The organism is Brevundimonas sp. Leaf280, assembly GCF_001422455.1.
In the GTDB taxonomy this organism is placed as follows: Bacteria; Pseudomonadota; Alphaproteobacteria; order Caulobacterales; family Caulobacteraceae; genus Brevundimonas.
In genome coordinates, this window is sequence record NZ_LMNC01000002.1 from 278727 (window position 1) to 299816 (window position 21090).

Annotated in this window: 27 protein-coding genes and 1 tRNA gene; 7 read left to right on the top strand and 21 right to left on the bottom strand. The window is 65.8% G+C overall.

The window, feature by feature from the left end; all coding sequences use genetic code 11:
- Positions 1 to 50: 50 nt before the first annotated feature.
- Both ASF31_RS04900 and ASF31_RS04905 read left to right on the top strand, forming a co-directional pair.
- Positions 51 to 302: a hypothetical protein gene (locus ASF31_RS04900; RefSeq protein WP_017503900.1), complete on the top strand. Its 252-nt coding sequence runs from the start codon at positions 51 to 53 to the stop codon at positions 300 to 302.
- A complete protein-coding gene (locus tag ASF31_RS04905) occupies positions 302 to 496 on the top strand; it encodes a DUF2842 domain-containing protein (RefSeq protein ID WP_017503901.1) in 195 nt (64 codons plus the stop codon). The genes ASF31_RS04900 and ASF31_RS04905 overlap by 1 nt, the downstream gene beginning before the upstream one ends.
- Positions 497 to 574: 78 nt before the next feature.
- On the opposite strand, the gene ASF31_RS04910 is transcribed toward ASF31_RS04905, so the two are convergent.
- The 7 genes from ASF31_RS04910 to ASF31_RS04940 all read right to left on the bottom strand — a co-directional run bounded on the left by ASF31_RS04910 (position 575) and on the right by ASF31_RS04940 (position 4715).
- Positions 575 to 651 (bottom strand) — tRNA-Pro (locus ASF31_RS04910).
- A gap of 59 nt (positions 652 to 710) precedes the next feature.
- Positions 711 to 1118: a MerR family transcriptional regulator gene (locus tag ASF31_RS04915; RefSeq protein ID WP_055753603.1), complete on the bottom strand. Its 408-nt coding sequence runs from the start codon at positions 1116 to 1118 to the stop codon at positions 711 to 713.
- Between the two features lie 5 nt (positions 1119 to 1123).
- Positions 1124 to 1432, bottom strand: coding sequence for an integration host factor subunit alpha (locus ASF31_RS04920; protein WP_026108237.1), 309 nt, complete (start codon positions 1430 to 1432; stop codon positions 1124 to 1126).
- Positions 1433 to 1509: 77 nt separating this feature from the next.
- Positions 1510 to 2487 (bottom strand): beta-ketoacyl-ACP synthase III, encoded by a 978-nt coding sequence (locus ASF31_RS04925; RefSeq protein ID WP_055753604.1) that lies wholly within the window; start codon positions 2485 to 2487, stop codon positions 1510 to 1512.
- The gene (plsX, locus tag ASF31_RS04930; protein ID WP_055753605.1) at positions 2484 to 3527 is read right to left on the bottom strand and encodes a phosphate acyltransferase PlsX; all 1044 of its coding nucleotides are present in this window, start codon (positions 3525 to 3527) and stop codon (positions 2484 to 2486) included. The genes ASF31_RS04925 and plsX overlap by 4 nt, the downstream gene beginning before the upstream one ends.
- A 139-nt stretch (positions 3528 to 3666) precedes the next feature.
- Positions 3667 to 4185, bottom strand: coding sequence for a DUF177 domain-containing protein (locus tag ASF31_RS04935; protein ID WP_055753606.1), 519 nt, complete (start codon positions 4183 to 4185; stop codon positions 3667 to 3669).
- Positions 4186 to 4190: 5 nt separating this feature from the next.
- Positions 4191 to 4715 carry a ubiquinol-cytochrome C chaperone family protein gene (locus tag ASF31_RS04940; protein ID WP_055753607.1) on the bottom strand — a complete coding sequence of 175 codons (525 nt, stop codon included), beginning with the start codon at positions 4713 to 4715 and terminating at the stop codon, positions 4191 to 4193.
- A 91-nt stretch (positions 4716 to 4806) separates the two neighbouring features.
- On the opposite strand from ASF31_RS04940, the gene ASF31_RS04945 reads away from it, so the two are divergent.
- Positions 4807 to 5286, top strand: coding sequence for an outer membrane protein assembly factor BamE (locus tag ASF31_RS04945; RefSeq protein WP_017503908.1), 480 nt, complete (start codon positions 4807 to 4809; stop codon positions 5284 to 5286).
- Between the two features lie 76 nt (positions 5287 to 5362).
- Here the strand turns inward: ASF31_RS04945 and ASF31_RS04950 are convergent, their stop codons facing one another.
- From ASF31_RS04950 to ASF31_RS05010, 13 genes are all read right to left on the bottom strand, one after another.
- Positions 5363 to 7510, bottom strand: a complete 2148-nt coding sequence (locus tag ASF31_RS04950; protein WP_055753608.1) for a sodium-translocating pyrophosphatase — start codon at positions 7508 to 7510, stop codon at positions 5363 to 5365.
- Positions 7511 to 7687: 177 nt separating this feature from the next.
- Positions 7688 to 8119, bottom strand: a complete 432-nt coding sequence (locus ASF31_RS04955; RefSeq protein ID WP_055753609.1) for a hypothetical protein — start codon at positions 8117 to 8119, stop codon at positions 7688 to 7690.
- Positions 8120 to 8161: 42 nt separating this feature from the next.
- Positions 8162 to 9151 carry a thiamine-phosphate kinase gene (gene thiL / locus ASF31_RS04960; protein WP_055753610.1) on the bottom strand — a complete coding sequence of 330 codons (990 nt, stop codon included), beginning with the start codon at positions 9149 to 9151 and terminating at the stop codon, positions 8162 to 8164.
- A complete protein-coding gene (nusB, locus tag ASF31_RS04965; protein WP_055753611.1) occupies positions 9151 to 9675 on the bottom strand; it encodes a transcription antitermination factor NusB in 525 nt (174 codons plus the stop codon). The genes thiL and nusB overlap by 1 nt, the downstream gene beginning before the upstream one ends.
- Positions 9672 to 10133 (bottom strand): 6,7-dimethyl-8-ribityllumazine synthase, encoded by a 462-nt coding sequence (gene ribH, locus ASF31_RS04970; RefSeq protein WP_055753612.1) that lies wholly within the window; start codon positions 10131 to 10133, stop codon positions 9672 to 9674. The genes nusB and ribH overlap by 4 nt, the downstream gene beginning before the upstream one ends.
- Complete coding sequence (gene ribB, locus ASF31_RS04975; protein ID WP_055753613.1) at positions 10130 to 11266, bottom strand: 3,4-dihydroxy-2-butanone-4-phosphate synthase; 1137 nt, start codon at positions 11264 to 11266, stop codon at positions 10130 to 10132. The genes ribH and ribB overlap by 4 nt, the downstream gene beginning before the upstream one ends.
- Positions 11266 to 11856, bottom strand: a complete 591-nt coding sequence (locus ASF31_RS04980) for a riboflavin synthase (protein ID WP_055753614.1) — start codon at positions 11854 to 11856, stop codon at positions 11266 to 11268. The genes ribB and ASF31_RS04980 overlap by 1 nt, the downstream gene beginning before the upstream one ends.
- 66 nt (positions 11857 to 11922) lie before the next feature.
- Positions 11923 to 12543 carry a RibD family protein gene (locus ASF31_RS04985; protein ID WP_055753615.1) on the bottom strand — a complete coding sequence of 207 codons (621 nt, stop codon included), beginning with the start codon at positions 12541 to 12543 and terminating at the stop codon, positions 11923 to 11925.
- Entirely contained in the window at positions 12543 to 13013 is a 471-nt protein-coding gene (nrdR, locus tag ASF31_RS04990; RefSeq protein ID WP_039245113.1) for a transcriptional regulator NrdR, read from the bottom strand. Before nrdR ends, ASF31_RS04985 begins: the two co-directional genes overlap by 1 nt.
- 7 nt (positions 13014 to 13020) lie before the next feature.
- Positions 13021 to 14304, bottom strand: a complete 1284-nt coding sequence (glyA, locus tag ASF31_RS04995) for a serine hydroxymethyltransferase (RefSeq protein WP_055753616.1) — start codon at positions 14302 to 14304, stop codon at positions 13021 to 13023.
- A gap of 68 nt (positions 14305 to 14372) precedes the next feature.
- Entirely contained in the window at positions 14373 to 14558 is a 186-nt protein-coding gene (locus ASF31_RS05000; RefSeq protein ID WP_055753617.1) for a hypothetical protein, read from the bottom strand.
- Complete coding sequence (gene hemA, locus ASF31_RS05005; RefSeq protein WP_055753618.1) at positions 14555 to 15781, bottom strand: 5-aminolevulinate synthase; 1227 nt, start codon at positions 15779 to 15781, stop codon at positions 14555 to 14557. Before hemA ends, ASF31_RS05000 begins: the two co-directional genes overlap by 4 nt.
- Before the next feature lie 131 nt (positions 15782 to 15912).
- Positions 15913 to 16749 (bottom strand): class I SAM-dependent methyltransferase, encoded by an 837-nt coding sequence (locus ASF31_RS05010; RefSeq protein ID WP_235551248.1) that lies wholly within the window; start codon positions 16747 to 16749, stop codon positions 15913 to 15915.
- 126 nt (positions 16750 to 16875) lie between these two features.
- Here ASF31_RS05010 and hemB point away from each other — a divergent pair, with 126 nt between their 5' ends.
- Together hemB and ASF31_RS05020 are read left to right on the top strand one after the other, a co-directional pair.
- Positions 16876 to 17874 (top strand): porphobilinogen synthase, encoded by a 999-nt coding sequence (gene hemB / locus ASF31_RS05015; RefSeq protein ID WP_055753620.1) that lies wholly within the window; start codon positions 16876 to 16878, stop codon positions 17872 to 17874.
- Positions 17874 to 18365 carry a GNAT family N-acetyltransferase gene (locus ASF31_RS05020; protein ID WP_055753621.1) on the top strand — a complete coding sequence of 164 codons (492 nt, stop codon included), beginning with the start codon at positions 17874 to 17876 and terminating at the stop codon, positions 18363 to 18365. Before hemB ends, ASF31_RS05020 begins: the two co-directional genes overlap by 1 nt.
- Before the next feature lie 3 nt (positions 18366 to 18368).
- On the opposite strand, the gene ASF31_RS05025 is transcribed toward ASF31_RS05020, so the two are convergent.
- A complete protein-coding gene (locus ASF31_RS05025; RefSeq protein WP_055753622.1) occupies positions 18369 to 19229 on the bottom strand; it encodes an NAD(P)-dependent oxidoreductase in 861 nt (286 codons plus the stop codon).
- 116 nt (positions 19230 to 19345) lie between these two features.
- On the opposite strand from ASF31_RS05025, the gene ASF31_RS05030 reads away from it, so the two are divergent.
- Both ASF31_RS05030 and ASF31_RS05035 read left to right on the top strand, forming a co-directional pair.
- Positions 19346 to 20236, top strand: a complete 891-nt coding sequence (locus ASF31_RS05030) for a flagellar motor protein MotB (protein WP_055753623.1) — start codon at positions 19346 to 19348, stop codon at positions 20234 to 20236.
- Between the two features lie 114 nt (positions 20237 to 20350).
- Positions 20351 to 21088, top strand: a complete 738-nt coding sequence (locus ASF31_RS05035) for an arginyltransferase (protein ID WP_055753825.1) — start codon at positions 20351 to 20353, stop codon at positions 21086 to 21088.
- Positions 21089 to 21090 lie beyond the last annotated feature (2 nt).

Below are 21090 nucleotides of genomic sequence, written 5' to 3' on the forward strand. Positions count from 1 at the left end.
AAGATCGAGTCGGATTGAGTTAACGGCGCTGTCGCCGCAGGAGATCAGGGTTGCAATACGCCGATATCGCCGCCGCCGTCGCAGGCGGCCTGCTGCTGGCCTGGATCGCGGACCTTCTGACAGGCCGGCGCGGCTTCGGCGGCACAAGCCTGGTGTCCGGGATCGGCCTGGCCTGTGGATGGTTCCTGGCGGTCCGGGTCTTCGCGGTCAGCACGATGGACAGCTGGGTCTGGGTGCCGTGGGCGCTCGTTGGATCGGGCATCTGTCTGGTCGCCTTCTTCCTGTTCCGGAACAAGCGCTGATGCCGCCCCGTCTGCGTCGCTTCGTCGCCGCGATCGGCGTGCTGCTCTTTCTCGTTTTCTGGGTCTGGGGCCTGATCGCCCTGCGCGGAATGCTGCCGCCGTCGCAGTGGATCGACTTCCTGTTCTTCGGCATCGGCGGGACCGCCTGGGGCCTGCCTCTCATCCCGTTGCTGCGATGGGCCGAGCGCGGCTGAGCGCCGAACCTGCCCCCCAGATACGGCGATGGGGCCGCCCGCAAGGACGACCCCACCATCATCATTCTTTTTCAAGAATGGTCGGAGCGACAGGATTCGAACCTGCGACCCCTTGACCCCCAGTCAAGTGCGCTACCAGGCTGCGCCACGCTCCGAAGGCGCTCCCTATAGACGGGGGGACCGCTGTCCGCAAACGCTAAAACGACTTTTCCACCTACCGTGAAAGAACGGCGTCCAGACGCGCTTTGGCCTGCTCGAGATCGGCCAGAACCCGATGCAATTTCGAGGTTTCGGCCCGCGCGACATCGGAAGTCGCCGCAGAGATCGTGACATCGCCGTCGTCGATCAATGCGGCGGCCTCCGCCCCGATCAGCTTTTTCAGCCCCTGCTCCTTGTGCAGACGCTGGACGCCGCGAATCGTCAGTCCGTCATCGTGCAGCAGACGTTTGACCGCCTTCAGCACCGCGATGTCCTGAGGCCGATAGAAGCGCCGACCGCCGGCCCGTTTCACAGGCGTGACGAAATCGAACTTCGTCTCCCAGAACCGCAGCACATGCTGGGGCGCGCCGACCTCGTCGGCCGCTTCGGAAATGGTTCGGAAGGCGTCGGCGCTCTTGGCCACCGCGATCAGGCCTCGACGACGGCGTCGTGAACCCGGCTTTTCATGATTTGCGAGGCGCGGAAGCTGATGACCCGGCGCGGATTGATCGCCGCCGGTTCGCCCGTCTTGGGATTGCGGCCCATCCGTGCACGCTTCTCACGCACCTGGAAAACGCCGAAGCCTGACAGTTTCACCGTCTCGCCGCGTTCCAGCGATTCGACGATCAGTTCCAGGGTGCGCTCGACCAGGCTGGAGCATTCCTGACGCGACAGGCCAACCTCTTCATGCACGGCTTCGCACAAGTCGGCGCGCGTCACGGTCTGTTGGCCTGCCATCGTATCCCCGCTGTGCTGCGATCCGCTCGCATCCATAGGGGCGCAAAGCCCCCGAAAAATCAATGCCTCGATGTCGATTAGAGCCGAAGCGCGCAGGCGCCCCAGGTCAGGCCGCCGCCCATGGCTTCAAGCAGCACCATATCGCCCTTCTTGATCCGCCCATCCTGGATCGCAGCATCCAGCGCCAGCGGGATCGAGGCGGCCGAGGTGTTGGCGTGGGTGGCGACGGTGGAGATCACCTTGTTCTCATCCAGACCCAGCCGGTCGCCGACGCCCTTGATGATTCGCTGGTTAGCCTGGTGCGGCACGAACCAGTCGACATCCGCGATCTCGATGTTGGCGGCGGCGCAGGCGGCGGTGATGCCTTCTGCGATGTTCACGACGGCATGACGGAAGACCTGGTTTCCGGCCATGCGCAGATGGCCAACGGTCCCCGTCGTCGCCGGGCCGCCATCGACGTAGAGCAGATCGGTCTTGGATCCGTCAGCGCGCAAGGCGAAGCCCAGCATACCCTGGTCGTCCGATGTCCCCTGCCCTTCGCGCGGTTCCAGCACCACGGCGCCGGCCCCGTCCCCGAACAGGACGCAGGTGGTCCGGTCGGTCCAGTCCATCAGCCGCGTCATCTCCTCGGCCCCGATCACCAGAGCGCATTTCGACAGACCGCGCGCCACGAAGCCGTCAGCGACGCTCAGCGCATAGACGAAACCGGAGCAGACGGCCTGCACGTCGAAAGCGATGCCGACGCCCGCGCCCAGCTTGGCCTGGACGATCGACGCGACCGCCGGGAAGGTCATGTCCGGCGTGGTGGTGGCCACGATAATCAGGTCGACGTCGGACGCCGCCTTGCCCGCGTCGGCAAGCGCCTTCTTGGCGGCCTCGACCGCCAGATCGCTGGTCGGCTGGTCATCACGCGCCTTGTGACGCTGCTTGATCCCGGTGCGCTCCTGGATCCATTCGTCGGAGGTGTCGATGAACTTAGCCAGGTCGGCGTTGGTGACGATCTCGTCCGGCAGGTAAGAGCCGACGCCTGTCACGGCGCTGCGGGTGACGGTCACTGCAGGGATTCTCCCACGGCTGCGGCGGGCTTGGCGGCATGATCGAACACCGCATCCAGCTTGCCCAGGTTGTCCCCCACCTTGCTCATATAGTCGCTGCGGGCCAGATCGACAGCGATGCGGATGGCGTTACCGAATCCCTTGGCGTCCGCGCCGCCATGGCTCTTCACCACAATACCGTTCAGGCCTAACAGGGGGCCGCCGTTGATGGCGCTGGGGTCGATCTTCTGGCGCATTTTCTTCAACGCCGGCATGGCGATGACGGCGCCCAGCTTGGATTGCAAGTTGGAGGTCAGGGCCTCTTTCAGCAGGGCCGAAATATAGCGCGCTGTGCCTTCGGCGGTCTTAAGCGCGATGTTCCCGGTGAAGCCGTCTGTCACCACCACGTCCACCGTGCCCTTGGCGATGTCGTCGCCCTCGACGAAGCCGTGATAGTTCAGGTCGAACGGCCCGTCGCGCAGGATGGCGTGAGCCTCCTTGACCTGTTCGTTGCCCTTCATGTCCTCGGACCCGACGTTTAGGAGGCCGATGGTCGGGCGGGCGATGCCGCGCACTGCGGACTGGAACGCTTCGCCCATGATGGCGAACTCGATCAGCTGCTCCGCATCGCTGCCGATGTTGGCGCCGACGTCCAGAACCGCCGTGTGGCCCTTGAAGGTGGGCCAGCTGGCGACGATGGCCGGACGTTCAAGCCCGGGCGCAGACATCCGCAGAATCAATTTCGAGATCGCCATCAGGGCGCCGGTATTGCCGGCCGAGACAACGCCGCCGGCCTGACCCGTCTTCACCGCCTCGATGGCGTTCCACAGGCTGGAGCCCTTGCCGCGGCGCATGGCCTGGGCCGGCTTTTCGTCCATGGCCACGACCTTGTCGGTGTGGCGTATCTCGCAGACGTCCGCCGCCAGCCCGCAACGCGCCAGTTCCGGCGCGATCTTGGCCTCGTCGCCATGCAGCAGGAAGCGAACCCCCTCGCCGTCATGGGTGCGGATATAGCTGCGGATGCCGGGAACGACGACGGAGGGCCCGTGATCGCCGCCCATGGCGTCAAGCGAGATCGTAACTGGGGCTGGCAAATGGACCTCTTGTGGCCGCGTCGTCTTGTCGCGCGACGCTTGGCAGGATGCGCTGGACGATAGCGCCGACGCCGGGGGATGCAACCACCCGGCCCCTACGTCAACCTCAGCCTTGGTCGTCTTTGGATTTGAGCGCCCTCAGGGCCGCGAACGGAGAAATCTCCGTTGGCTCCTCAGGTTGCACGAACTCCGCGCCCGGCTTGCGCGGGAACGGATCAAGCGACAGCACCAATTGCTCGACCGCATACTGGCCCAGGTCGATCTTGCCGTCCTCGATCACGTCGGCGTCTTCTTCATCCAGCGTGACCTCAATCTCGTCGGTTTCCTCGGGCTTGGCTTCGACGAGCTGAATGGAGAACCGGCGATCCACATCGACTGGCAAGGGCTCCAGCGTCAGGCCGCAGGTCTGCACCGCATGTGCGGTCACCCTGCCCTTCATCGTCCATTCGCTGGTTGACGGCGTCGGCTTGATTTCCAGATCGACGGCGAAATCGTCCAGCCCCTGAAGATCGAGGCTGCGGGCGATTCGCTTGCGAGTGTCTGCATCCGGCTCCAGCCGGCGGCTCAGGCCCGCGCCGATCTGATTGACCCGCACCGTTTCGCTGTAGGGGAGCGTCGCGCTCATCTCGTTCAAACTTCCGCCCAGGCCGGCGTCGCCAGCACCTTGTTGAAATCCTGCGCCGCCAAGGCCGCGCGTGTCGTCAGCGCATAGCGCGCCAATGTGTCCGCATGGGGCGCTTGCGGATCCGCATAGACATTCTTCGCCATCGCCTCCGCCAAAGCCGCCGCATCGCCGGCGCGCAACGGCTGCTCATAGGCGTTCATCCGGCCGTAGAGGGCTTCGCCCAGCTTGCGCATCTTCTTGCCGACGGCGACGTCGCCCACGCCTTCTTCGCGCAGGACGTGATCCAGCGCCGAGACATAGACGTCGAACACCGCCTGAGCCGCATCCTGGCCCTGAGCCGTGTTCTCATCGCGCAGCCGCAGCACCAGCAACAGCACATGCAGCGTGTAGAGCTCGAATCGCGCGTCGATGCGGTCGTCGACCGCCAGGTGCGTGTAGAAGGCCGGATTGCGGGCCTGGCTGACGGCCTTGGCGTAGAGATCGTCGCCGAGACGGACGCCGGACCGGGGTTTGAACAGGTTTTTCAGCATGGGTTCCAACGGCCCCTTTTCCGCCGCGCCGTTGAACTAGGACGCAGGTCCGTCTAGGTCAAAGACCTTGTTCTCTCGCAGGCGCCCGACCATGTCCCGTTTCGTCCCGCTTTTTGTCGCTGTTTCTCTGGCCGGCCTGTCCGCCGCCTGCGCCCCGACCATCGGCTCCAACGGCTTCCAGGCCATCGACGCCAAGCCGCAAGACGTGGTCGCCGGCACGGACACCAAGGAAACCGTCCTCGCGAAGCTGGGTTCGCCTTCGACCACCTCGACGTTCGAGCCGGATCAGGTCTGGTACTACATCAGCCAGACGACCGAGAAATACACCTACAACCTGCCCAAGGTTTCGACGCGCACCGTGACCGAAATCACCTTCGTCCCGCAGGGCGATCAGGTGGCTTCGGTGCGCACTCTCGGCCTGACGGACGGCGAGCAGATCGCCATGAACCGCAACGAGACGCCGACGCGCGGTCGTGAGCTGACGGTTCTGGAACAACTGCTGGGCAACGTCGGTCGTGGCCAACTGCCCCGCACTGAAGACGACACGCCCGGCCAGCGCCGCCCCGACTAAGGCGGCTCTTTCCCCAAAACACAGGCGCCCCGGAGATCGCTCTCCGGGGCGTTTTCGTAAATGGCTGTGGTTTCGCCTAGCCGATGGTCCCGCTCGCCAGCACCGCCAGCAGCAGCAGGGCGACGATATTGGTGATCTTGATCATCGGGTTCACCGCCGGACCCGACGTGTCCTTGTAGGGATCGCCCACCGTATCGCCGGTCACGGCCGCCTTGTGGGCTTCGGAGCCCTTGCCGTGGACGACGCCGTTCTTGTCGGTGAAGCCTTCCTCGATCACCTTCTTGGCGTTGTCCCAGGCGCCGCCGCCTGATGTCATCGAAATGGCGACGAACAGGCCGGTGACGATCACGCCCATCAGCATGGCGCCGAGAGCGGCAAAGGCGTTCGCCTTGTCCGAAATGGCCAGCACCGCGACGAACAGGACGATCGGCGACAGCACCGGCAACAGCGACGGCACGATCATCTCGCGGATCGCCGCCTTGGTCAGGATGTCGACCGCCCGGCCGTATTCCGGCTTCACCTCATAGGTCATGATGCCGGGGTTCTCGCGGAACTGGCGTCGGACCTCCGCGACGACCGATTCGGCGGCCCGTCCCACCGCCATCATCGACATGCCGCCGAACAGGAACGGCAGCAGTCCCCCGAACAGCAGCCCGACGACGACGTAGGGATTGGTCAGATCGAAGGCGATCGGACCCATGTCGGCGAAGAACGGATAGTCCGCCGGATTGGCCGAGAAATACTGCAGGTCCGACGTATAGGCGGCGAACAGCACCAGCGCGCCGAGGCCCGCCGAACCGATGGCGTAGCCCTTGGTCACGGCCTTGGTGGTGTTGCCCACGGCGTCCAGCGCATCCGTCGAATGCCGCACGTCGCTGGGCAGACCGGCCATCTCGGCGATGCCGCCGGCGTTGTCGGTCACGGGTCCAAAGGCGTCGAGCGCCACGATCATTCCCGCCACGCCCAGCATGGTCGTCGTGGCGATGGCGATGCCGAACAGGCCGGCCAGCTGGAAGCTGGCCACGATGCCGACGATGATCGTCAGCGCGGGCAGCGCCGTCGCCTCTAGCGAGACGGCCAGGCCCTGAATGACGTTGGTGCCGTGCCCGGACACCGAGGCGTTGGCGACCGATCGCACCGGACGGAAGCCGGACCCGGTGTAGTATTCGGTCACCACCACGATCGCCGCCGTCACCGCCAGACCGACCATGCCGGACCAAAACAGCGCCATCGGCTGGATCTCCAGACCGCTGGCCGTCACGATCGGCCCCGTCACCATCTGATCGATCACCCACCAGACCGCGCCGATGGACAGGACGCCGGTGACGATAAGCCCCTGATAGAGGGCGCCCATGATGTTGTTGGACTTGCCCAGCCGCACGAAGAAGCTGCCGATGATGGAGGTGACAATACACACCGCGCAGATCGCTAGCGGCAGCACCATCATCAGATCCACATAGGGCTGCCCCCTGAAGAAGATCGCGGCCAGCACCATGGTCGCGACGGTCGTCACGGCATAGGTCTCGAACAGATCGGCCGCCATGCCGGCGCAGTCGCCGACGTTGTCGCCCACATTGTCGGCGATGGTGGCGGCGTTACGAGGATCGTCCTCGGGAATGCCCGCCTCGACCTTGCCCACCATGTCGCCGCCCACGTCGGCGCCCTTGGTGAAGATGCCGCCACCCAGGCGCGCGAAGATCGAGATCAGGGAGGCGCCGAAGCCCAGCGCCACCAGCCCGTCGATCACCTCGCGGCCTGTCGAGGCCAAGCCCAGATGCTGGGTCAGCACGATGTAGTAGCCTGACACCCCGATCAGGGCGCCGCCCGCCACGAACATGCCGGTGATGGCGCCCGAGCGGAACGCCAGGTTCAACCCCTTGGACAGACTTTCGGACGCGGCCTGCGCCGTGCGGACATTCGCCCGCACCGAGATCAGCATCCCGGCATAGCCGGCTGCACCGGACAGGACGGCCCCGATAAGAAATCCGATGGCGGCATAGATTCCGATAAGGAAGTAGGCGGCGATCAGGATCACGATCCCGACGATGCCGATGGTTAGATATTGCCGCTTCAGATAGGCCGAGGCGCCTTCCTGGATCGCGGCGGCGATCTCTCGCATCTTGTCGTTGCCAGTGCTCGCCTTCATCAGCACGGCGGTCTGCGCGGCGCCATACAGCACCGCCAGCACACCGGCCGCGAAGACCAGCGTAAGTGAGTTCGTCATTGGCGTTTCCATGCCCTTGCAAACAGGCGCGCAGGCCTTGGCGCGGTCGGGCGTTATCGCCTCTGTCCGCCTTCCGGTCCCCCCGCACGCGGCGAACGCGTCAGTGCGTTCTTTGGGATTTGCCAAGGGAGCCTGTCATGGCAGGCGGAGTGACGCAACAGCGGTCGGTCAGCCCGTTCAGCGAGCGGTCTGCATGCCCGTGCGGCGACGCGGCGACTGGCTGACGACCTCGACGCGTCGGACGGAACCGCGACCCGAGATCGCCGCAGACGCCGCCACCAGCGACGCGGACAGGGCCCGCTCGTCCAGCCGTGTCCAGTCGCCGGGCACGGTGAAAGGCGTCTTGTGAGCCGCGCGGACGACGGCGTCGCGGAAGAAGGCTTCCTTGGGCTTCATCTGTTCGACGGTCTTGCCGGCGCCCAGTTCAAGCCTGAGGGCGACGAACACGTAGTTCCGCAAACGCCCGCCCTCGATGACAGGCAGGCCGAGGCCTGCGATGCTCAGGGCCGCAGGCGCAGACTCGGTTTCGCTGGCGGAGGCGGCGGCGCGACTGGCGGCGGCGCCGGTCAGGGCGGCGGTTCCGGAGGCGATCAGGGTTCTACGGTCCATAACGACACCCTGCCGGACGGGCGTTAGGATTCCCTTGCCGCGTCAGCCGTGGGTCCAGCCGTTTCTGGCCATCGGCACGGGCTGACCGTCGTAAAGAACCGTCAGGCCCTGCCCAGCGGTGACTTCGCCGACGCGGGTCAGGCGAATCAGCCGGCGCTCGGCCTCGCGACGCAGGGCGTCCTCGTGGCGCGGATGTGCGGTGAAGGCGATCTCATAGTCATCACCGCCGCTAGCCAGGTCTTCCAAAGACAGCTGCGGATCGACCCGATCGTCGAACCAGGCCTGGGCCGCCGCGGACAGGGGCAGGACGTTGAGATTGAGCGACACGCCGACCCTGCTAGCTTGCGCGACGTGGGCCAGATCGGCAGCCAGGCCGTCCGACACGTCAACGGATGCGGTGGCGAACTCGCGCACGATGTCGGCGAAGTCGGTCCGTGGCGTCGGCATCCGGTAGTGGCTGACCAAAGCCTCTATCCGCTCAGGCGCCAGAGCCAGTTGTCCTTGCGCCGCCTTGAGCCCCAATAGCCCGTCCCCGATCACGCCGGTGACGAAGACGAGGTCGCCGACCTGCGCGCCTGCGCGAGAAACGACTTTGCCCGTCGGCGCCCAACCCAGGGCCGTCAGAGAGAAGGACAGCGGGCCAGGAGTCTTGACCGTGTCCCCGCCGAGCAGATGAACGCCGAACCGCGCCTGATCCTCGGCCAGCCCGGAAGCAAAGGCCTCGCGCTCGGGCCAGCCGCAGCGTTCCGACCAGAAGCAGGCCAGCAGATAGCCGAACGGCTCAGCGCCCTTGGCGGCAAGGTCCGACAAGTTCACTCGCAGCAGCTTCCTGGCGACCGTGTCCAGCGGATCGTCGGGCAGAAAATGCACGCCCTCGACGATGGCGTCCTTGGTCAAGACGAGGTCACAGCCGGGGCGTGACGGCAGCACCGCCACATCGTCGGCCAGCCCCCTGCCCCATTCGGGATGGGCCAGGGGCTTGAACAGCCTCTCGATCGTCTCGAACTCGCCCGCGACGTCGAGCGCCGGCATTATTTGCGCGTGTCTCTGGATACGCCGTCCAGCGCCGCGTTGACGAAGCGCGCCTCAGCGTCGTCGAAGAAAGCCTTGGCCAGTTCGACATATTCGTCGATCACGACCTCGCGCGGCGTCTCGGGATGCTTGATCAGCTCCCAGGCGCCCGACCGCAGCAGGGCGCGCAGGGTGGCGTCGATCCGCTCAAGCTTCCAGTTGGAGGCCAGACGCGCCTTGATGGCGGCGTCGATGTCGCGCTGGCTTTCGATCACGCCGCGCACGATGTCGGCGAAATAGGCCTCGTCGGCCTCGGCCAGGGCCTCGCCCTCGATGTCGGTGTCGAAGCGGAAGTTCGAGAATTCGGTGATCACCGTCTCGACGCCCTCGCCCGCAAGTTCCATCTGATAGAGCGCCTGGACGGCGGCGAGACGCGACACGGTGCGGGCGCGACGCTGTTTGGAGCTCAGATTGGGCTCGGCGCGCTGCTTTTCGGCTTCGGCGAGTTGTTCTAGGACGGCTTTGACGCTGTTCGGTTCAGTCATGCGCCGACGCCATGACGCAACCGCTTCTTCAATGCAATGAGGTCCAGGCACGCCTTGGCGGCGCCGCCGCCCTTATCCCCTTCCGAAAGACGAGCCCGATACCAGGCCTGGTCTTCGTCTTCGGTCGTCAGGATGCCGTTGCCGATGATGACGCCCTTGACGCCCAGCGCCATGATGCCGGCCGCCGACTGATCGGAGACGATCTCGAAATGATAGGTTTCGCCACGGATCACCGTGCCCAGCGCCACATAGCCGTCATAGCGGGGCGCGGTCGGGAAACGGCCGGCCTCCTCGGCCAGGGCGATGGCCGGCGGCACCTCCAGCGCGCCGGGCACGGTGATGACGTCGAAGTCGGCACCGCGCGCCTTCAGCGTCTCCTTGGCCCCTTCCAGAAGGGAGTCGGCCAGGTCGTCGTAGAAGCGCGCCTCAACGATCAGAATACGGGGGGCTTCGGTCACGCCTTGGTTTCTCCATCCATGTCGCGCCAGCCGACGATGCGCAGGCCGTAGCCTTCCAGCGCCGTCGGCTCGGGTCGCGTCGAACTCATCACGATCATGTCTCTGACGCCCAGGTCCAGCAGGATCTGGGCCCCCACGCCATAGGCGCGCAGCGATCGATCCATCGCCGCCGGCTTGTCCGCGCCCGCCAGCCGTTCGGCCAGCGAGTTCAGCGACGGATCGCGCAGGAAGACGACCACGCCGGGGCCGTCATGCTCCGTAATCTGTTTCAGGGCGCTGGGCACATAGTCCTGGCGCGCCTCGACGTGGCCCAGCAGGTCGCAGGCGAAGTCCACCTGGTGCATCCGCACCAAGGTCGGTTTGGCCGGATCGATGCGCCCCTTGACCAGGGCCACATGCTCGGCGCCCTCAATGGTGTTCTTGTACAACATCAGGCGGAACGGTCCGCCGTGAACGCTCTCGAACGGCGTATCCATGATCCGTTCGACGAAGCGTTCGGTGCGGCGACGATAGGCGATCAGGTCGGCGATGGTGCCGATCTTCAGCCCATGCAGCTGGGCGAAGGCGACCAGATCGGGCATCCGCGCCATCTCGCCGTCGTCCTTGATGATCTCGCAGATCACCCCGGCGGGGGTCAGGCCGGCCATGCGGCTGATGTCCACGGCCGCCTCAGTGTGGCCGGCGCGGACCAGAACGCCGCCGTCGCGCGCGACCAGCGGGAAGATGTGTCCCGGCGAGACGATGTCGTCCATGCCCTTTGACGCATCGGTCGCGACATGGATGGTACGCGAGCGGTCGGCGGCCGAGATGCCGGTGGTGACGCCGTCCTTGGCCTCGATCGAAACGGTGAAGGCGGTCTTCATGCTCTCGCGGTTGTCGGCGGCCATCGGCGGCAAACGCAGCTGCTGCGCGCGCTCGGCAGTCAGGGCCAGGCACACCAGGCCGCGCGCCTGGCGGATCATGAAGTTGATCTGGTCCGGCGTCGCGAATTGCGCGGGGATGATGATGTCCCCTTCGTTCTCGCGATCCTCGGCGTCCACCAAGATGTAGGGACGGCCGTTGCGGGCGTCTTCCAGAATGTCCTCGATAGGACTGATGGGGCTGTCGTTCATGTTCGCGGCCTGGGCTTGCATCACGCGGTCTCCTGCCACCGCGCGAGGTATCGCGCCAGCATGTCGATCTCCAGATTGACGGGATCGCCCACTTTCAAGCGGCCCAGGGTCGTCATGTCCCAGGTGTGGGGGATAATGTTCAGCGAGAAGACCTGCCCCTCGACGGCGTTTACGGTCAAAGACACGCCGTCAACCGTGATCGACCCCTTTGCGGCGATGTAGCGATGCAGGGGTGCGGGGGCCTCGACCTCGATCCGGTGCGATCCGCCTTCGGGCGTGATCGAAACCACCCACCCAAGACCATCGACGTGGCCGGATACGACGTGGCCGCCCATCTCATCGCCCAGCTTGGCGGCCCGCTCCAGATTGACGCCGTCGCCGGTCTTCCAGGCGCCCAGGGTGGTCTTGGACAGGGTCTCGTTCGACACCTCGACGGCGAACCAATCGGCGCCCTTCTCGGTCACCGTCAGGCAGCAGCCCGCGTGGCTGATGGAGGCGCCCAGGTCGATGCCGGCGGTGTTCCAGGCGGTCTCGATCTCGTAACGGCGGTCGCGATCGGTCTCGCGGACCTCGCGGACGCGGCCGATGTCGGTGACGATGCCGGTGAACATTTGGACTCTGGACCCCTTGGGAGAAAAATACCGTCTAATTCGTCTAATCGTCTAAATTGGACGGCGTCAGAGACGGGCGTAGCGTTCCCACAGATCGTCCCCGACGGGCTCGGCGCCCAGGCGACGGAACTTGGGGGCGTCGGTCAGCTTTGCAAGAGCCAGGGCGGCGACGCAGGGCCGCCCCTCCCCGCCCAGCAGGACCGGGGCGCGGAACCATTCCAGCACATCGACGGCATTGGCGCGCAGGAAAGACGCCGCGACCTGACCGCCACCTTCGATCAGAAGCGAGGTTGCGCCGGCGGCTTCCAAGGCTTTCAGCACGGCCGGGATGGTGGGACGACCGTCCTCGACGGCGACCTGCACCACCTTGGCGGCGCCGATACTGCGCGGTTCTGCGGCGGTCAGGATAAGGGTGTTTTCGCCCGCGACCTTCGCCGCCTGCGGCGTGCGCAGCCGGCTGTCCAGCACGACGCGCAAGGGCTGATCCACGCTGCGTCCCGGCAGGCGGGCGGTCAGTTCAGGATCGTCGTGCAGAACCGTCTCGACACCGACCAGGATCGCGTCGTGGGCGGCGCGCAGGCGGTGACCCTCCAGCCGCGCCGCTTCGCCGGTGATCCACTGGCTTTCACCCGAGGCCGTGGCGATCCGCCCGTCCAAGGAGGTCGCCAGTTTCAGCGTGACCCGCATCAGGCCTTGCCGGACGGTTCGTCGAACCCTTCGTCGCCCAGGAACTTGGCGAAGTCGCCGGTGTGGCGGAAATCCTTGTAGACCGAGGCGTAGCGGACATAGGCTACCTCATCCACGCCCTTCAGCGCCTTCATGATGAAGTCGCCGACCGTGCTGGACGGGATTTCGGTCTCGCCCAGGCTTTCCAGCTGGCGGACGATCCGGTTGACCATCTGCTCGACCTGATCGGCCTGGACCGGGCGTTTGCGCAGGGCCACGCCCAGCGAGCGTTCCAGCTTGTCGCGGTCAAAGGGCGTGCGCCGTCCGTTACGCTTCAGGATGACCAGTTCACGCAGTTGCACGCGCTCGAACGTCGTGAAGCGCCCGTTGCAGTTCGGGCAGGACCGGCGGCGTCGAATGGCCGAGCCGTCGTCCGACGGCCGGCTGTCCTTCACTTGAGTGTCCTGATGACCGCAAAAAGGGCACTTCATCAGGCGGTTATCCGTAGATCGGGAAGCGGTGCGTCAATTCTCGCACCTGGGCCGCGACGCCTGCGACCACGGCCGGATCGGCTTCGTCGCCGCCGTTCATCGACGAGACGACGTCGGCGATCCAGTGACCGATCTGCTTGAACTCTTCCTCGCCGAAGCCGCGCGTGGTGCCGGCCGGGGTGCCCAGGCGGACGCCCGAGGTGACGGTGAACGGAGCGGTGTCGAACGGCACGCCGTTTTTGTTGCAGGTCATCAGCGCCTTTTCGAGCTCGTGCTCGGTCGCCTTGCCGGTCACGCCCTTGGGCCGCAGGTCGACCAGGGCCAGGTGGCTGTCGGTGCCGCCCGAGACGATGGCCAGGCCGCGCTCGATGAGGACGCCGGACAGGGCCTGGGCGTTCTTGACCACCTGTTGGGCATAGCCCTTGAACTCGGGCTTCAGCGCCTCGCCGAAGGCCACGGCCTTGGCCGCGATGACGTGTTCCAGCGGGCCGCCTTGCAGGCCGGGGAAGACGGCGGAGTTGATCTTCTTGCCCAGATCGACGTCGTTGGACAGGATCATGCCGCCGCGCGGGCCGCGCAGGGTCTTGTGCGTGGTCGTGGTGACGACGTGGGCGTGCGGGATCGGGTCCGGATAGGCGCCGCCGGCGATCAGGCCGGCGTAGTGCGCCATGTCCACCATCAGATAGGCGCCGACGCTGTCGGCGATCTGGCGGAAGCGCTTGAAGTCGATGTGGCGGCTGTAGGCCGAGGCGCCGGCCAGGATCAGCTTGGGCTTCTCACGCTCGGCCATTTCGGCGACGTGATCGTAGTCGATCAGGTGAGTGTCTTCGCGCACCTTGTAGGTCACGGGGCGGAACCACTTGCCCGATTGGTTCGCCGGCGAACCGTGCGTCAGGTGTCCGCCGCACGCCAGATCCATGCCCAGGAAAGTGTCGCCGGGCTGCAGCAGGGTGAAGAAGACCGCCTGGTTCGCCTGGGCGCCCGAGTGGGGCTGGACATTGGCGAAGGCCGCGCCGAACAGTTGCTTGGCCCGCTCGCGCGCCAGATCCTCGGTCATGTCGACGAACTCGCAGCCGCCGTAATAGCGCCGACCGGGATAGCCTTCGGCGTATTTGTTGGTCAGGACCGAACCCTGCGCGTCCAGCACCGCCTGAGACACGATATTCTCGGACGCGATCAGCTCGATCTGTTCGCGCTGACGGCCCAGCTCGCCCTGAATGCCCTTGAAGACATCCGGGTCGGCGTCAGCGAGCGTCTTGGTGAAATAGGCGTCGTGGGTGAAGGCCGTCACGCTGGAATCCCCGAAATCAGAAGCTGGCCTATCTATCCCCAGCCGGGCCCGACCACAACATCTTGTGGTCAGCCTTTGCCCAGAGCCCGCCTCAGCTTGGCGATCGCGACCCGTTCGACGGACTTGGGTTCATTGACCGGCCCCATGGCGCTGACCTCCCGGCCCGTCGCGACATGGATGGCCGAGCATTTGAGGTAGGGGCCGTTTCGGGTGAATTCGACGATGACCTCTCCGAGGTCGTCGCCCGTCGTCATGCGGCGACGGGTCGGCGCGCCACGTTGCAGTGGGCGAACAGCTTGTCCATCGCCTGGACCAGATGATCCATCATGGCGTCGGTGTGGTTCGGCGACGGCGTGAAACGCAGGCGCTCGGTCCCCTTGGGCACAGTCGGATAGTTGATCGGCTGAACATAGACGCCGTACTCGTCCAGCAGCATGTCCGAGATCATCTTGCAGTGGACCGGATCACCGACGTGCACCGGCACGATATGGCTCTCGCTTTCCATCACCGGGATACCGGCGGCGGCGAAACGGGCCTTCAGGGTCGCGGCCCGCTCCTGATGCTGGACGCGTAGTTCGGGGTGCGCCTTCAGGTGACGCACGGAAGCCAAGGCGCCGGCAGTCAGGGCCGGCGGCAGCGATGTGGTGAAGATGAAGCCCGAGGCCCAGCTGCGCACAGCATCGATGATCATGGCGTCGGCGGCGATATAGCCGCCCATCACGCCGATCGCCTTGCCCAGGGTGCATTCGATGATGTCGATCTGGTCCAGCACGCCGTCGCGCTCGGCGACGCCCGCGCCGGTTTCACCATACAGGCCGACCGCATGGACCTCGTCCAGATAGGTCAGGGCGCCGTATTTCTTGGCGAGCGCAATAGTGCCGGCCAGATCGGCGATGTCGCCGTCCATCGAATAGACGCTCTCAAACGCGATCAGCTTGGGCGCATCGGCGGGCGCCGCCGCCAGCAGGGCCTCCAGATGCGCCAGATCGTTATGCATGAAGACGTGACGCTCGCCGCCGCCGTGGCGGATGCCGGCGATCATCGAGGCATGGTTCAGCGAATCGGAGAAGGTGATTAGGCCCGGCAGGATCTTCTGCAGGGTCGATAGCGTCGCCTCGTTGCCGACATAGCCCGAGGTGAACAGCAGGGCCGCTTCCTTCTGGTGCCAGTGTGCCAGTTCCGCTTCGAGATCGACGGCGGAGCGGGTCGTGCCGGAGATGTTGCGCGTGCCGCCGGCGCCGGCGCCCACCGCATCGATCTCACTATGCATGGCGTCCAGCACGACGGGGTGCTGGCCCATGCCGAGATAGTCGTTGGAGCACCAGATGACGACGTCCTGTTCGGAGCCATCCTCGCGGCGACGCACAGCCTTCGGAAACTGACCGCGCACGCGCTTCAGATCGGCGAAGACGCGATAGCGTCCTTCGCTGCGAACCTGCTCCACCGAGCTATTAAAGGCGGCCTTATAGTCGAACAAACTACGCGTTCTTTCGCTTATGGCGATGTCTTTGCGTTGTTTGCTCTCCCGAAGCGGGCTTGTCCATGTCCGCCGCATGGACAAAACGCCCCAAACCCTTAATTGATAACGGTTCTCAGTATCGAGATCGATCAGCCCGGCTTGCGGAAGCGATAGACGAACTGGTCCGTCTTGCCGCGGATCTTCTCGTCGAAGACGTTCAGGCTGTGGTCGTCTGCGGGATTGGCGACGGCCTGGCTCTCGCCCTCGAAGACAAAGCCGGCCGCCTCGACCTCGCGCTTCAGATAGTCGCCTTCGATGCGGTGCAGGGTCTGGACCGCCGAGATGCCCGTGCCGGGCGCGGCTTCATGGTCGATCAGAATGTAGCGGCCGCCGGGCTTCAGCGCCGCGAACGCCGCCGCGTTCATCTTGGCCACGTCAGTGTTGAAACCGGGGATGTGGAAGTCGTGGTATTCCTGGCTCATGAAGATCATGTCCAGCGGCTGGTCGAAGGTCATGGCGTCCAGCAGGCCGTTGACCCGCGTCACGTTCGGATAGGCGGCGGCCAGGGCGTCCGCGCCGGCGTTCTCGCGCGCCATCGTCCGGTTCGGCACGAAGGCGTAGACTCGGCCGTTCGGCCCGATCACGTCGGAGAACAGGCGTGTGAAATAGCCGGCGCCTGGGCGAATGTCGGCGACCTTGTCGCCCGGCTCAAGTTGGGCGAAGGCGAGAATCTCGGCCGGATGGCGCAGCGGATCGCGGGCCACTTCTTCGGCCGGTCGCTTCGGATCGGCGACGGCGTCACGATATAGTTGGGACTGACCGACAACTCTGTCCGCTTCCGCAAATGCTGCATTTGCCGCTTCATCAGCAGTGATCGCCGGAGTAACGACAGTCCGTTCCCCGCCGTCGGAAGACACGATGATACAGGCCGAAAGGCCCGCCGCCAGAGCCTGAACCGCCGCGCCGGTCGCCAATCGCTTGATCATCGTCATCTCCTGAACTTTGCGGCGATAGGCTCGCATTTCGCTGATCCGCGCAAGCCGTCTTGCGCGCGCGATTTGCGCCCCGGCCGCTGCGGCGCTAGTCCGACGCCAGCTTTCCAAGGTCTCGCCATGCTTCCCTACCAGCCCGCCCCCTTCCCGCTCGCCCGTCCGCGCCGCCTGCGGTCCAGCCCGTGGGTGCGGCGGCTGGTGGCGGAAACGACCCTGACGCCGGCCGATCTGATCTGGCCGTTGATCGTCCATGACGGCGCTGAGGATCGCGTCCCGGTCGCCTCCATGCCCGGCGTGTTTCGGCTTTCGCCCAAGGCGGCTGCTGCGGCGGCGGTCGAGGCGCGCGACCTCGGCATTCCGATGGTGGCTTTGTTCCCCAATGTCGACGGCGCGATCAAGGACGCGGTCGGCACCGGCGCAACCGACCCCGACGGCCTGATTCCCGACTGCATCAAGGCCATCAAGGACGCCGCGCCCGAGATCGGCGTCATGACCGACGTCGCCCTGGACTGCTACACCGACCACGGCCACGACGGGGTGATGGAGGGCGACCGCATCGCCAACGACGCTAGCCTGGACCGCCTGGCCGAACAGGCCTTCATCCACGCCCACGCCGGCGCCGATGTCGTGGCCCCGTCAGACATGATGGATGGCCGCATCCAGGCGGTGCGTGAGGCGCTGGAGGCCAACGGATTTCAGGACACGCTGATCCTGTCCTACGCCGCCAAGTTCGCCTCGGCCTTTTATGGCCCCTATCGCGACGCGGTGGGCTCCTCGGCGATGCTGAAGGGCGACAAGAAGACCTATCAGATGGATTACGCCAACTCCGACGAGGCGCTGAAGGAGGTGGCGATGGACCTGTCGGAAGGCGCCGATGCGGTGATGGTCAAGCCGGGCATGCCGTATCTGGATATCGTCCGGCGCGTGTCCGAGACCTTCCGCGTACCCACCTTCGCCTATCAGGTGTCGGGCGAATATTCGATGATGCAGGCGTCCATCGCCAATGGCTGGCTGGACCTGGACCGTGCGATCCTTGAAACCCTGCACGGGTTCAAGCGCGCGGGTTGCGCGGGCGTGCTGACCTATTTCGCACCGCAGGCCGCACGACTGCTGGGCTGATGGGCGTGGAGATTCGGCCGATCACGAAGGCCGACTGGCCGGCCCTTTGGCCGATCATCGAGACCGTCACCCGCGCGGGCGAGACCTATACCTATCCGTTAGACATGGACGATGCGCAGGCGCGCGCCATGTGGACCCCGCCGCCGCCCGGCGGAACCTTGGTTGCGGTCGAGAACGGCCAGGTGCTGGGCGCCGCCAAGATCATTCCGAACCAGCAGGGCAACGGGGCCCACGTCGCCAACGGCAGCTTCATGGTCGCGCCCGAGGCGCGCGGGCGCGGCGTGGCCCGCAGTCTGGCCGAAGCCGCGCTGGCTTTTGCGCGGGATGCGGGCTTCCGATCCATGCAGTTCAACGCCGTGGTCGAGACAAATACTGTCGCCGTGGCGCTTTGGAAGAAGCTGGGTTTCGAGATCGTGGGCACGATCCCCAAGGCGTTCGATCACCCGACGCACGGCCTGGTCGGCCTGCACATCATGCACCGCCGGCTCTAGGCGTCAGTCGCGGGGTTGCAGTCGCGCCGCCAGGCTGGACGTGTCCCAGCGGTTTCCGCCCATGGCCTGAACCTCGGCGTAGAACTGATCGACCAGGGCCGTCAGAGACAGGCGCGCGCCGTTCGTGCGCGCCTCGTCCAGCACCAGACCCAAGTCCTTTCGCATCCAATCCACGGCGAAGCCGAAGTCGAACTCGCCCTTGGCCGCCGTCTTCCAGCGATTGTCCATCTGCCAGCTTTGCGCCGCGCCCTTCGACACGGCCTCATAGGCGGCGTCGGTGTCCAGTCCCGCGACCTGAGCGAAGTGGACGGCCTCGGCCAGACCCTGGACGACGCCGGCGATGGCGATCTGGTTGACCATCTTCGTCAGCTGGCCTGACCCGGCCGGTCCCATATGTTTGATCGCCTTGGAATAGGCCTTCAACACGGGCTCAACCTTCGCCAGGGCGGCGGCATCCGCGCCGGCCATTACGCTGAGTTGTCCATTCTCGGCGCCCGCCTGACCGCCCGACACCGGCGCGTCGATGAACGACCGCCCCTGCCCGTTCGCCAGGTCAGCCATTTCGCGCGCCACCTTGGCCGAGGTCGTGGTGTGATCGACGATCACGGCGGCCTCCGACAGATGCGGCAAGGCCTCGGTCACCACGGCCCGCACGTCGTTGTCATTACCGACGCACAGGATGAACAGGTCGACGCCCCGGGCCGCCTCAGCCACCGTCGCCGCCGCCTTGCCGCCCGTCGCCGCCGCCCAGGCCTCGGCCTTTGCCACAGTACGATTGAAGCCGGTCACGTCGTGGCCCGCCTCGACCAGATGACGGGCCATCGGGGCGCCCATGACACCCAGGCCGGCGAATGCGATCTTCATGACAGGCTCCTTGATCCTGCCGTCGGACTAGGCCCCGCCGCGCCGGGGTTCAAGGTCAACGCCCGGTTAACCTTGGCCAGCCCACAATGGGACACCATTCGTCGGGGTGCGCGTCCATGTCCGTGAGCGATCGTCCGATCCTCATCAAGAAGGTCAAGAAGGTCTCCGGCGGAGGCCACCACGGCGGTGCGTGGAAGGTGGCCTATGCGGACTTCGTGACCGCCATGATGGCCTTCTTCCTGCTGATGTGGCTGATCAACACCACCGACCCCGAGCAGAAGCGCGGCATTGCCGAATATTTCGCGCCCGCCAGCGTGTCCGAGACGACGTCGGGTTCCGGCGGCATTCTGGGCGGCACATCGCTGGGCGACGATGGCGTCAAGAGCGCCGGCTCGCAGTCGGTGCTGGAAGAACTGGCGCCCGAGGCGCCCGCGACCGATCAGACGGGCTCCAGCCTGTCGTCCGCCAGCGACTCGGCTCTCCAGGCCGAGATCCAGAAGCGCGAGGCCGCCGAGTTCGCCAGCGCCGCCGAATCGCTGCGCCAAGCCATGCAGTCGATGCCGGAACTGGCCGAACTGTCGAAACAGCTGATCGTGGACCAGACGCCCGAGGGGCTGCGCATCCAGTTGGTCGATCAGGAAGGCCGGTCGATGTTCGACAACAATTCTGCGCGCCCCAACGCCCGCGCCCAGGTGCTGCTGCGCGCCGTGGCCAAGGTGATCAACCAGTTGCCGAACCGCATCTCCATAACCGGACACACCAGCGCCGCGCCCGGTTCCAGCCGCGCCAGCGCCCCTGCGGACTGGACCCTGTCGTCCGAGCGCGCCAACGGTTCGCGTCTGGTGCTGCAAGGTTCGGGCGTCGATCCCGACCGGGTCTATTCGGTGGCGGGCAAGGCGGGGTCCGACCCGCTCTATCCGGACGATCCGACCTTGGCCGGCAACCGCCGCATCGCCATCGTCCTGTTGCGCGAGGCGCCGGTCCTGCCGTCGGACACCTCGCTGTGACGCTGCTCGGCTGCAACGCGAACAGGCTTGCAGCCGAAGCACGGATGACGCCAAATCGCGCGATGAGCGTTGTGTCGTCGCAATATTGGCAAGATCGGATGCGGACCTGAGGCCGTGACCCAGCACGTACCGACCCGACAACTGCGCTTCTTCATGACCTCGGTCGCGCCCTGCCCCTACCTGCCGGGCAAGACGGAGCGCAAGGTCTTCGCCAACCTGCCCTTCTCGGACGGCGCGCACGTCAATGACGAATTGACGCTGGCCGGTTTTCGTCGCAGCCAGAACATCGCCTACCGCCCGGCCTGCGAGGCGTGTGATGCCTGCGTCTCGGTGCGGCTGCCTGTGCCGGAGTTCGCCTTCAGCCGTTCGCAGCGCAAGGTGCTGGCCCGCAACGCCGACCTGTCGCGCGACCTGGTCGAAGCGGAGGCGACGACCGAACAGTTCCAGCTTCTGCGCCGCTACCTGACCACGCGCCATCCGACCGGCGGCATGAGCGACATGGGCTGGCTGGATTACGTCGCCATGGTCGAGGATACGGCCGTGCGCACCCATCTGATCGAATACCGCCTGCCCTCCAGCGACGGCGGGCCGGGCGATCTGGTCGCCGTGACCCTGACGGACTTGCTGAAAGACGGGCTGTCGATGGTCTACAGCTTCTATGATCCGACGATGGAGCGGCGCAGCCTGGGCCGGTTCGCCATCCTGGATCACGTGCGCCAGGCCGCCATCGTTGGCCTGCCGTTCGTCTATCTCGGCTATTGGGTCCAGGGCTCGGCCAAGATGGACTACAAAGCCGACTTCCGCCCGATGGAAACCCTCGGCAAGCTGGGATGGTCGCGCTTGCGGCAATAGAC

Excerpts from the sequence above, each read along its gene's own strand:
- ASF31_RS04905 (WP_017503901.1), top strand. The coding sequence starts at position 302 with ATGCCGCCCCGTCTGCGTCGCTTCGTCGCCGCGATCGGCGTGCTGCTC.
- ASF31_RS04920 (WP_026108237.1), bottom strand. The coding sequence starts at position 1,432 with ATGGCAGGCCAACAGACCGTGACGCGCGCCGACTTGTGCGAAGCCGTG.
- plsX (WP_055753605.1), bottom strand. The coding sequence starts at position 3,527 with ATGGGCGGCGATCACGGGCCCTCCGTCGTCGTTCCCGGCATCCGCAGC.
- ASF31_RS04935 (WP_055753606.1), bottom strand. The coding sequence starts at position 4,185 with ATGAGCGCGACGCTCCCCTACAGCGAAACGGTGCGGGTCAATCAGATC.
- ASF31_RS04940 (WP_055753607.1), bottom strand. The coding sequence starts at position 4,715 with ATGCTGAAAAACCTGTTCAAACCCCGGTCCGGCGTCCGTCTCGGCGAC.
- ASF31_RS04945 (WP_017503908.1), top strand. The coding sequence starts at position 4,807 with ATGTCCCGTTTCGTCCCGCTTTTTGTCGCTGTTTCTCTGGCCGGCCTG.
- ASF31_RS04950 (WP_055753608.1), bottom strand. The coding sequence starts at position 7,510 with ATGACGAACTCACTTACGCTGGTCTTCGCGGCCGGTGTGCTGGCGGTG.
- ASF31_RS04955 (WP_055753609.1), bottom strand. The coding sequence starts at position 8,119 with ATGGACCGTAGAACCCTGATCGCCTCCGGAACCGCCGCCCTGACCGGC.
- thiL (WP_055753610.1), bottom strand. The coding sequence starts at position 9,151 with ATGCCGGCGCTCGACGTCGCGGGCGAGTTCGAGACGATCGAGAGGCTG.
- nusB (WP_055753611.1), bottom strand. The coding sequence starts at position 9,675 with ATGACTGAACCGAACAGCGTCAAAGCCGTCCTAGAACAACTCGCCGAA.
- ribB (WP_055753613.1), bottom strand. The coding sequence starts at position 11,266 with ATGCAAGCCCAGGCCGCGAACATGAACGACAGCCCCATCAGTCCTATC.
- ASF31_RS04980 (WP_055753614.1), bottom strand. The coding sequence starts at position 11,856 with ATGTTCACCGGCATCGTCACCGACATCGGCCGCGTCCGCGAGGTCCGC.
- ASF31_RS04985 (WP_055753615.1), bottom strand. The coding sequence starts at position 12,543 with ATGCGGGTCACGCTGAAACTGGCGACCTCCTTGGACGGGCGGATCGCC.
- nrdR (WP_039245113.1), bottom strand. The coding sequence starts at position 13,013 with ATGAAGTGCCCTTTTTGCGGTCATCAGGACACTCAAGTGAAGGACAGC.
- ASF31_RS05000 (WP_055753617.1), bottom strand. The coding sequence starts at position 14,558 with ATGACGACGGGCGACGACCTCGGAGAGGTCATCGTCGAATTCACCCGA.
- ASF31_RS05010 (WP_235551248.1), bottom strand. The coding sequence starts at position 16,749 with ATGATCAAGCGATTGGCGACCGGCGCGGCGGTTCAGGCTCTGGCGGCG.
- hemB (WP_055753620.1), top strand. The coding sequence starts at position 16,876 with ATGCTTCCCTACCAGCCCGCCCCCTTCCCGCTCGCCCGTCCGCGCCGC.
- ASF31_RS05020 (WP_055753621.1), top strand. The coding sequence starts at position 17,874 with ATGGGCGTGGAGATTCGGCCGATCACGAAGGCCGACTGGCCGGCCCTT.
- ASF31_RS05025 (WP_055753622.1), bottom strand. The coding sequence starts at position 19,229 with ATGAAGATCGCATTCGCCGGCCTGGGTGTCATGGGCGCCCCGATGGCC.
- ASF31_RS05030 (WP_055753623.1), top strand. The coding sequence starts at position 19,346 with ATGTCCGTGAGCGATCGTCCGATCCTCATCAAGAAGGTCAAGAAGGTC.